Annotated in this window: 7 protein-coding genes; all 7 read left to right on the top strand. The window is 67.5% G+C overall.

Annotated features, from left to right (window positions below):
• Window positions 1-533 (top strand): decaprenyl-phosphate phosphoribosyltransferase (locus AC2VOU_RS04265; protein ID WP_486956228.1); only part of this gene is annotated, 533 nt, incomplete at its 5' end.
• Window positions 511-2,514, top strand: coding sequence for a terminal beta-(1->2)-arabinofuranosyltransferase (gene aftB, locus AC2VOU_RS04260; RefSeq protein ID WP_486956227.1), 2,004 nt, complete (start codon window positions 511-513; stop codon window positions 2,512-2,514). The genes AC2VOU_RS04265 and aftB, both read left to right, overlap by 23 nt.
• A 419-nt stretch (window positions 2,515-2,933) precedes the next feature.
• Window positions 2,934-3,974 carry an esterase family protein gene (locus tag AC2VOU_RS04255; protein WP_486956226.1) on the top strand — a complete coding sequence of 347 codons (1,041 nt, stop codon included), beginning with the start codon at window positions 2,934-2,936 and terminating at the stop codon, window positions 3,972-3,974.
• A 205-nt stretch (window positions 3,975-4,179) separates the two neighbouring features.
• The gene (locus AC2VOU_RS04250; protein ID WP_486956225.1) at window positions 4,180-5,067 is read left to right on the top strand and encodes an esterase family protein; all 888 of its coding nucleotides are present in this window, start codon (window positions 4,180-4,182) and stop codon (window positions 5,065-5,067) included.
• A 103-nt stretch (window positions 5,068-5,170) separates the two neighbouring features.
• Entirely contained in the window at window positions 5,171-6,190 is a 1,020-nt protein-coding gene (culp6, locus tag AC2VOU_RS04245) for a carboxylesterase Culp6 (RefSeq protein WP_486956224.1), read from the top strand.
• A gap of 289 nt (window positions 6,191-6,479) precedes the next feature.
• A complete protein-coding gene (fadD32, locus tag AC2VOU_RS04240) occupies window positions 6,480-8,375 on the top strand; it encodes a long-chain-fatty-acid--AMP ligase FadD32 (protein ID WP_486956223.1) in 1,896 nt (631 codons plus the stop codon).
• 74 nt (window positions 8,376-8,449) lie between these two features.
• On the top strand, window positions 8,450-10,526 hold a 2,077-nt coding region (locus AC2VOU_RS04235), incomplete at its 3' end, for a beta-ketoacyl synthase N-terminal-like domain-containing protein (RefSeq protein ID WP_486956229.1).

Genomic DNA, 10,526 nt, shown 5'->3' with positions numbered 1-10,526 from the left:
TGGTGATGGCCGTCTACATCGTGATCCAGCTGGGTTACTGCTTCGGCCTCAAACACCAAGCGGTGATTGATATTTGCATCGTGTCGTCCGGCTTCGTGATCCGCGGCATCGCAGGTGCCGCTGCGACCGGTATTCACCTGACGCAGTGGTTCCTGCTGGTGCTGGCATTCGGATCGCTGTTCATTGCGGCCGGTAAGCGCTACGCCGAACTGCAGTTGGCCGAGCGTACCGGGGCCAAGATCCGCAAGTCGCTGGAGAACTACACCAGCACCTACCTGCGGTTCGTCTGGACTTTGTCGGCCACCGCGATGGTGGTCTGCTACGGGCTGTGGGCGTTCGATCGTGAACACGGTGAGGTTGGCTGGTTCGTGGTGTCGATGGTGCCGTTCACGATCGTGATTCTGCGCATGGCGGTCGACGTCGACGGCGGGGTGGCCGGCGAGCCGGAGGAGATCGCGCTACGCGACCGGGTGCTGCAGGTGCTGTTCCTCGTCTGGATCGGAACCATTGGTGCCGCAGTCATCCTCGGCTGAAGCCAGTCCAGAAACGCGCTCCCGCTGGCCGGCGCGCAAGCCGGTGGGCAGCGCGGCATTCCCCTACGACGTCACGGTCCGGGCCAGCCTCTGGGTCAGCGTCACCGTGGTCACCGTGTTGTTCGGCTGGGGCGCCTGGCAGCGCCGCTGGATGGCCGACGACGGGCTCATCGTCTTGCGCACGGTGCGAAACCTGTTGGCGGGCAATGGCCCGGTGTTCAACTCCGGTGAGCGGGTCGAAGCCAACACCTCGGTGGTGTGGACGTATCTGCTGTATGCCGTCAGCGCGCTGACCCGGCCGCTGCAGCTGGAATACGTGGCGCTGGCGCTGGCGCTCGGGCTGAGCCTGGCTGGCCTGGCGATGCTGATGCTGGGCACCGGCCGGTTGTTCGCGCCCAGCCTGGTGGGCCGGCGCGCGATCATGCTGCCAGCCGGCGCGCTGGCCTACATCGCGGTGCCGCCCGCGCGCGATTTCGCCACCTCGGGTCTCGAAAGTGGCTTGGTGATGGCCTATCTCGGGCTGCTCTGGTGGATGATGGTCTGCTGGGCGCAGGCCAAGAAGGGCCGCCCACCGGGACGGGTGTTCACGCTCGCGCTTGCTTTCGTGGGCGGCTGCAGCGTCCTGGTGCGTCCCGAGTTGGCTCTGATCGGCGGCGGGGCGCTGATCATGGTACTGATCGCCACCCGGGGCGGCCGGCGGCGGCTGGAGATCGTTCTCGCCGGCGGCCTGCTGCCGGTGGGTTACCAGATTTTCCGAATGGGCTATTACGGCTTGCTGTTTCCGGGCACTGCGCTGGCCAAGGATGCTGCCGGTGACAAGTGGTCACAGGGCCTGATCTATCTCTCGAACTTCAACGGTCCCTACGTGCTGTGGGTGCCGATGCTGCTGTTGACGGGGCTGGGCCTGCTGTTGTGGGTCTCCGCGCGCCGTCATAAAGACGAGTTGAGCACCGCCACAACGGCTCCGGGTGGTGGCCCGCTGGCGCGGACAGTGCAGAGTCCCGCAGCGGTCGTGATTTTCATCGTAGTCAGTGGGCTGTTGCAGGCGCTTTACTGGATCCGCCAGGGCGGCGACTTCATGCACGGCCGAGTGCTGCTGGCCCCGCTGCTGTGTCTGCTCGCGCCGGTCGCGGTGGTGCCGGTGGTGGTGCCCGAGGGGACCCGGCTGTCGCGCGAGGCCGGCTATTGGCTGGCCGGCGCGGTGAGCGCGTTGTGGATGTCGGTGGCGGGCTGGGCGCTGTGGGCGGCCAATTCGCCCGGGCTGGGCGACGGCGCCACCCGGGTCGGCTACAGCGGCATCGTCGACGAGCGGCGGTTCTACGCTCAGGCAACGGGTCACGCGCATCCGCTGACGGCCGCCGACTATCTGGACTATCCCCGGATGCGCGCCGTTCTGGTGGCCCTCAACAACACCCCGGAGGGCGCGCTGCTGCTGCCGTCGGGCAATTACGACCAGTGGGATCTTGTCCCGCCCATCCCACCCAAGGATGGCCCGCCGCCGCAACACGGCCCGCACGCCGTCTTTTTCACCAACCTCGGCATGGTCGGCATGAATGTCGGGCTCGATGTCCGGGTGATCGACCAGATCGGGCTGGCCAATCCGCTGGCAGCGCACACCGCGCGGTTGCAGCACGGCCGGATCGGGCACGATAAGAACCTTTTCCCGGACTGGGTGATCGCGGACGGGCCGTGGGTGAAGTGGTACCCGGGGGTGCCGGGCTACCTGGACCAGAACTTCGTCCAGCAGGCCGAGGCGGCGCTGAAATGCGAAGGCACCCAGCAGGTCCTGAATTCGGTGCGCGGACCAATGACTTTCCACCGCTTCTTCTCGAACCTGCTGCACTCGGTGCAGTTCACCCGCTACCGTATCGACCGCGTCCCGCGCTACGAGCTGATCAGGTGCGGATTGGTGGTGCCGGAGTCGAGCGGCCCGCCGTTCGCCCGTCCGCCCTACGCCGGGGTGCCCGCCACCGGGCCATAGCCCAAGGTCGAGAGTATGGGCTGAAGAATTTTCGCTCCGATTTGGTGCGACCGGCGCGCCACGGTCCGATTAGCGTCCAGCAATGCCGAATATGTAGTCTTATCGGCGAACAACCGCTCGTCGGCACATTCACAGCGTGGTGGTCCGCAGCCGAAATGAGCGGGCCCGCACGCAGGCGGAGGACCGGTTGTGGGCCTACGTCGATGAGAGTTCAGACCGCGACATGTGGTTGACTACGGAAGCACAGCTGCGCCGTCCGGCTTCAACGCAGGTCCGAATGACTTGCTGGAAACCGGACATCCAAGGCCGGCGCGCTCGGCAACGATGCGGGCCAAGCAGCGGCCCACTGAGAAGCCGGCAATCAGGGCGATGCAGTCCGACCCACATAGTTGGGCCCGACAATGAATAAGGAAGCAAGAATGAGGCTTGTTGACAGGTTTCGCGACGCGGCAAATGGCTTGCCGCGCCGGCTCGCGCTAGGGGCTGCCGCGGCGGCTCTGCTGCCGGGCCTGATCGGCGTCGTGGGCCAGACCGCGGACGCAAACGCGTTCTCCCGGCCGGGTCTGCCCGTCGAGTACCTGCAGGTGCCGTCGGCAGCCATGGGGCGTGACATCAAGGTCCAGTTCCAGAGCGGTGGCGCCAACTCGCCCGCCGTTTACCTGCTCGACGGTCTTCGTGCGCAGGACGACTTCAACGGCTGGGACATCAACACCCCCGCGTTCGAGTGGTTCCTGCAGTCCGGACTGTCCCCGGTGATGCCGGTCGGCGGCCAGTCGAGCTGGTACACCGACTGGTACAAGCCGGCGTGCGGCAAGGCCGGTTGCCAGACCTACAAGTGGGAGACGTTCCTCACCAGCGAGCTGCCCGCGTTCCTGGCCTCCAAGAGCGTCAAGCAAGAAGGTAGTGCGGCGGTCGGCCTGTCGATGGCCGGCGCTTCGGCGCTGAACCTGGCCAACTACCACCCCGCGCAGTTCATCGAGGTCGGCTCGTTCTCCGGTCTGATGGACCCCTCGCAGGGCATGGGACCGTCGCTGATCGGTCTGGCCATGGGTGACGCCGGCGGCTACAAGCCCGCCGACATGTGGGGGCCCAAGGAAGACCCGGCGTGGGCGCGTAACGACCCGCTGCTCAACGTCAGCAAGACCGTCGCCAACAACACCCGCGTGTGGATGTACTGCGGTAACGGCAAGCCGTCGGAACTCGGTGGCGACAACCTGCCGGCCAAGTTCCTCGAGGGCTTCGTGCGAACCAGCAACATCAAGTGGGAAGACGCCTACAAGGCCGCCGGCGGCAACAACGCGGTGTTCAACTTCGACGCCAACGGCACGCACGACTGGCCGTACTGGGGCGCTCAGCTGCGCGCCATGATTCCTGACATGCAGGCGCACCTCGGGGCTACTCCGGGTGCAGGCCCCGGCGCGGGCGCTCCGGCCGCCTCGGCGACCGGCCAGCACACCTGAGCCCAGCCACATCTGAGCCCGGCCACATCTGGGCCCAGCCACACCTGAGCCCAGCACGGAACGGCCGACGGCGGCGATCTCACCAGGTCGTCGCCGTTCGCCGTTTCCGGCGTCCGCTTCGACTGGGTGTGATTAGCTACCTTGCGGAAGCGGGGGCCGACTTGCAGCTCCCGCGTTGGCGGTCGAGCGACAAGCGAGGTCAGGAATGAGAAGTCTGTCGATGCTGCTGCGGCTCCTGGGCGCCGCCGTACTGACGGTCGGTGGCTTTCTCGGGACACAGCTGAGCGCGGCCCGGGCCGCCGGCTACGAGACGCTGATGGTGCCCTCCGCGGCGATGGGCCGCGACATCCCGGTGCAATTTTTGGCCGGCGGCCCGCACGCGGTCTATCTGCTGGACGCTTTCAACGCCGCACCGGACGTCAGCAACTGGGTGACCGCGGGCAACGCGATGAACACCCTCGCCGGCAAGGGGATATCGGTGGCGGCCCCGGCGGGCGGCGCCTTCAGCATGTACACCAACTGGGAGCGCGACGGCGGCAAGCAGTGGGACACCTTCTTGTCGCAGGAGCTGCCGGACTGGCTGGCTGCAAACAAGGGTCTGGCCCCCGGTGGGCACGGCGCGGTGGGCGCGTCGCAGGGCGGGTACGGTGCGATGGCGCTGGCCTGCTTCCACCCCGACCGCTTCGGCTATGCCGGCTCGCTGTCGGGCTTCCTGTACCCGTCGAACACCACGACGAACGGCGCGATCCTGGCGGGCCTGCAGCAGTTCGGCGGCGTCGACGGCAACGGCATGTGGGGCGCCCCGCAGCTGGGCCGCTGGAAGTGGCATGACCCCGAGGTGCACGCGATGCTGCTGGCGCAGAACAACTCGCGGATCTGGGTCTGGAGCCCGACGAGCATGGGTGGCGACGCGGCGGCCATGATCGGGCAGGCCGGCGCGGCGATGGGCGACGCCCGGTTCTTCTACCAGGAGTACCGCAACGTCGGCGGGCACAACGGCCACTTCGACTTCGCCGGCGGCAGCAACGACTGGGGTTCGTGGAGCGCGCAGCTCGGCGCGATGTCCGGCGACATCGTCGGCGCCATCCGCTGACTCGTCGGGCAATCGTGGTGCCGCGAGCCGGTACCGTGAATGAAAGCTCGACGGCGCTGGGTCTGTCGGCTGTGCCACCGACCGACTCTGCTAGCAGGAGACCATGGCTGTGAAATCGCGGCGGAAACGCCGTCGTCGAATCCTGGCGTTGATCGCCGCCGCCGCAGTGGCGTTGGTGGTGGGCCTGGTCATCGCGGCCGTCGTGGGAGTGCTGCGTCAGCGTCAGGGCGCGCCGAGCGCGATCCCGCCCAGCATCGTGCCGCCGACCAGCGGCGGTTTGCCCTCGCACCCGCACAAGCCACGGCCCGCCACGCAGGACTCCAGCTGCCCCGACGTGCAACTGCTCGCGATCCCCGGCACCTGGGAATCGTCGCTGCAGGACGACCCACTCGACCCGGTCCAGTTCCCCAAGGCGTTGTTGCTCAACGTCACCCGGCCGATCCGTGAGCAATTCAAGTCCAGCCGGGTCGAGACCTACACCGTTCCCTACACCGCGCAGTTCCGTAACCCGTTGGGCGGCCCACCGCAGATGTCGTACGACGACAGCCGGGCCGAGGGTACCCGCGCTGCGGTCAAGGCGATGACGGACATGACCGCCAAATGCCCGCTGACCAGCTATGTGCTGGTGGGTTTTTCGCAGGGCGCGGTGATTGCCGGTGACATCGCCAGCGACGTCGGCAATGGGCGCGGCCCAGTCGACGACGACCTGGTGCTCGGTGTGACCCTGATCGCCGACGGCCGTCGCCAGCAAGGGGTGGGTCAGGAGATCGGCCCGAACCCGCCGGGCGAGGGCGCCGAGATCGTCCTGCAGGAGGTGCCGGTGCTGTCCACCCTCGGTCTGACGATGACGGGCCCCCGGCCAGGCGGCTTCGGTGCGCTCAACGGCAAGACCAACGAGATCTGCGGGCCTGGCGACCTGATCTGCGCCGCCCCGCCGGAGGCGTTCAGCCTGGCCAATCTCCCCCGGACGCTGGACATCCTCGCAGGCGGCGCGGGCGCGCCGGTGCACGCGCTCTACGCCACCACCCAGTTCTGGAGTCTGGACGGCCTGCCGGCCACGGAGTGGACGTTGAACTGGGCGCACACCGCGATCGAGAACGCGCCCCATCCCAGACACGGCTGAACTGGCATCACAGGTCACAGTTGCGACAAGAGGTACGTTCAGATTTGGTTCGCGACGCGCCGCCCACTAACATTAAGAGAAATTTAAGAGCAGCTGCGTCTGGCGATCGCTACGACGCGTTGCGGATCGCCGGGCGTGCCGTCTGTACCATCTGGGAAGTTTGCTCTTCGCGACATCCCTGCGCAGGCGAAACGTGCGGAGTCCGACTGGCCGACCCCGTCGGATTTAGCCGTCGGACCCGACCGCAGCACTGCGGCCGGCCGAGAACAGTTCTGACAGGAGTGCATTCATGGCGTACCACAACCCGTTCCTTGGCAAGGACGGCCAGATCAGGTTCCCGGACAACACCGACCTGGTCCGTCACGTCGAGAAGTGGGCCAAGGTGCGCGGCGACCAGCTCGCCTATCGGTTCCTCGACTTCTCGTCCGAACGCGACGGCGTCGCCAAGGACATCTCCTGGGCCGAGTTCGGCGCGCGCAACCGCGCGATCGGCGCCCGGTTGCAGCAGGTGACCCAGCCGGGTGACCGCGTTGCGATTCTCTGCCCGCAGAGCCTGGACTACCTCACCGCTTTCTTCGGCACGCTTTACGCCGGCCGGATCGCGGTGCCGCTGTTCGACCCCGCCGAGCCGGGGCACGTTGGCCGGTTGCACGCGGTGCTCGACGACTGCACCCCGGCGGCGATCCTGACCACCAGCGACTCCGCCGAGGGGGTGCGTAAGTTCTTCCGTAGCCGTCCGGCCAAGGAGCGGCCACGCGTGATCGCCGTCGACGCCGTGCCCAACGACGTCGCCTCGACCTGGGAGCCGATCCTGGCCGGCCGGGAGACGGTCGCCTATTTGCAGTACACGTCCGGCTCGACCCGCACCCCGACCGGCGTTCAGATCACGCATCTGAACCTGCCCACCAACGTGGTCCAGGTGATTCACGCGATGGAGGGGCAGGAGGGCGACCGCGGTGTGAGCTGGCTGCCGTTCTTCCACGACATGGGTCTGATCACCGCCCTGTTGTCAACGGTCGTCGGCTACCGCTTTACCTTCATGACGCCCGCCGCCTTCGTCCGCCGGCCCAGCCGGTGGATCCGCGAGCTCGCGCGCAAGGAAGGCGAGACCGGCCAGACCCTTTCTGCGGCACCCAACTTCGCTTTCGAGCATGCCGCGCTGCGGGGTCTGCCGAAGGACGGCGAGCCGCCGCTGGACCTGAGCAACGTCAAGGCGATCCTCAACGGCAGCGAGCCGGTGTCGGCGGTGTCGATCCGCAAGTTCAACGAGGCGTTCGGCCCGTACGGCTTCCGGCCGCAGGCGATCAAGCCGTCCTACGGACTGGCCGAGGCGACGCTGTTCGTCTCGACCACCCCGATGCAGGAGTCGCCCACGATCATCAACGTCGACCGGGAGGCGCTGAACAACCAGCGCTTCGTCGAGGTGGCCGCCGACGCGCCCAACGGCGTCGCGCAGGATTCCGCCGGCAAGGTCGGGATCAGCCAGTGGGCGGTGATCGTCGACGCCGAGTCAGCCACCGAATTGCCCGACGGGCAGATCGGCGAAGTCTGGTTGCACGGCAACAACATGGGCGTCGGATACTGGAACCGCAAAGAAGAGAGTCGGGCGACGTTCGAGAACATCCTCAAGTCGCGCACCGAGCCGTCGCGTGCCGAGGGCGCCCCTGACGACGGCACCTGGGTCCGCACCGGTGACTACGGCACGTACTACAAGGACCAGCTCTACATCACCGGCCGCGTCAAGGACTTGGTGATCGTCGACGGGCGCAACCACTACCCACAGGATTTGGAAGAATCCGCGCAGCAAGCCAGCCGGGCGCTGCGCACCGGATACGTGGCCGCCTTCTCGGTGCCGGCCAACCAGTTGCCGCAAGCTGTCTTCGACAACCCGCATGCGGGGCTGAAGTACGACCCGGACGACACGTCCGAGCAACTGGTGATCGTCGCCGAGCGGGCCGCCGGTGCGCACAAGCTCGACTACCAACCGATCGCCGACGACATCCGGGCGGCGATCGCCGTCCGGCACGGGGTCACCGTGCGCGACCTGCTGCTGGTGACGGCCGGATCGGTACCCCGGACCTCCAGCGGCAAGATCGGCCGCCGCGCCTGCCGCGCCGCCTACCTCGACGGCACCCTGCGTGCCGGCACTGTCGCCCCGAACGCATTTCCGGACCAAACTGATTGATCGCGAACATGACTGACATCGACCTCGACTCCCCAGCGGCCACCGACTTCGGTGCACCGAAGGCTCGCACCGACATGACCGTCGCCGAGGTGCGGCGCTGGCTGCGCGATTGGATCGCACGGGCAACTGGGCAGTCGCCCGACACGATTGCCGAATCCACGCCGATGGTGGAACTCGGTCTGTCGTCCCGCGACGCGGTGGCGATGGCCGCCGACATCGAGGACCACATCGGGGTCACGGTCTCGATCGCCGTCGCGTTCGAGCACCCGACGATCGAGTCGCTGGCCACCTGGATCGTCGAGGGCGACCCCGAGACCGAGGCGGACCACGACGACACCGACTGGACCCGCACCGGTCCGGTCGAGCGCGTCGACATCGCCGTCGTCGGACTGGCCACCCGACTGCCCGGCGACATGAACACTCCCGACGAGACCTGGCAGGCGTTGCTGGAGGGTCGCGATGCGATCACCGACCTGCCCGCGGGCCGCTGGTCGGAGTTCACCGAAGAACCACGGCTGGCCGAGCGCATCAAGAACGCGCGCACCCGCGGCGGCTACCTGAGCGACATCAAAGGCTTTGACTCGGAGTTTTTCGCGATGTCCAAGACCGAAGCCGACAACGTCGACCCTCAGCAGCGGATGACCCTGGAGCTGACCTGGGAGGCCCTCGAGCATGCCCGCATCCCGGCGTCCAGCCTGCGCGGGGAGTCCGTCGGCGTGTTCGTCGGCACCTCGGTGATGGACTACAGCTACCTGGCGATGTCGGACCCGACCGTCGCCCACCCGTACGCGATCACCGGTACCGCGAGTTCGATTGTGGCCAACCGTGTTTCGTACTTCTTCGACTTCCACGGCCCGTCGGTCGCGGTGGACACCGCCTGCTCGAGCTCGTTGGTCGCCACCCACCAGGCGATCCAGGCGCTGCGCAACGGCGAGTGTGACGTCGCGATGGCCGGTGGTGTCAACGCGCTGATCACCCCGGCCGTGACACTCGGTTTCGACGAGATCGGCCAGGTGCTCTCACCCGACGGCCGGATCAAGTCGTTCTCCGCCGACGCCGACGGCTACACCCGTTCCGAGGGTGGCGCGATGCTGGTGCTCAAGCGGGTCGACGACGCACGCCGTGACGGCGATGCGAGCCTCGGGGTGATCGCCGGTAGCGCGGTCAACCACGACGGCCGCTCCAACGGCCTGATCGCGCCCAACCCCGACGCGCAGGCCGACGTACTGCGCCGGGCCTACAAGGACGCCGGCATCAACCCGCGCACCATCGACTACGTCGAGGCGCACGGCACCGGCACCGTGCTCGGCGACCCGATCGAGGCTCAGGCACTGGGCCGGGTGATCGGTCGCGGCCGCCCAGCCGACAAACCGCTGCTCCTCGGCGCCATCAAGACCAATGTGGGACACATGGAGTCAGCGGCCGGTGCGGCCAGCCTGACCAAGATGGTGCTGTCGCTGCAGCACGGCAAGCTGCCGCCGTCGATCAACTATGCCGGGCCCAACCCTTACATCGACTTCGAGGCATCGCATCTGAAAGTCCTTGACACCAAATCGGATTGGCCGCGTTATGGCGGCTACGCGGTTGCGGGCGTGTCCAGCTTCGGCTTCGGTGGGGCCAACGCCCACGTGGTGCTGCGTGAGGTGCTGCCCCGCGACGTGGTCGAGCGTGCGACGGAGCCTTCCGACGAAAAGCCTGCTGAGGCAACAGCCTCCGATGAGCACGTCGAGCTGGTCGGCGGCATGCGGTTCGATGAGTACGGCGAGTTCATCGACGGCGACAAGCCCACCGATGGCGAGTACGAGCTGCCCGGCGTCACCGAGGAAGCGCTGCGGCTCAAAGAGATTGCGCTGCAAGAGCTGGCCGCCGAGGAGGCCACGGCGCCGGTGGTGCCGCTGGCGGTGTCGGCATTCCTGACGTCGCGCAAGCGGGCCGCCGCGGCCGAACTCGCCGACTGGATGGAATCCCCGCAGGGACAAGCGTCGTCGCTGGAGTCGATCGGGCGGGCGCTGTCGCGCCGCAACCACGGCCGCTCGCGCGCGGTGGTGTTGGCCCACGACCACGAGGAAGCCGTCAAGGGGCTGCGGGCGCTCGCCGAAGGCAAACAGAAGCCCTACGTGTTCAGCACCGACGGCCCGGCCACCAACGGCC

This window comes from Mycobacterium sp. TH-M25 (genome assembly GCF_057473665.1).
Note: the sequence above shows the minus strand (reverse complement) of the source record. Positions and strands in the feature narration are given on the sequence as shown.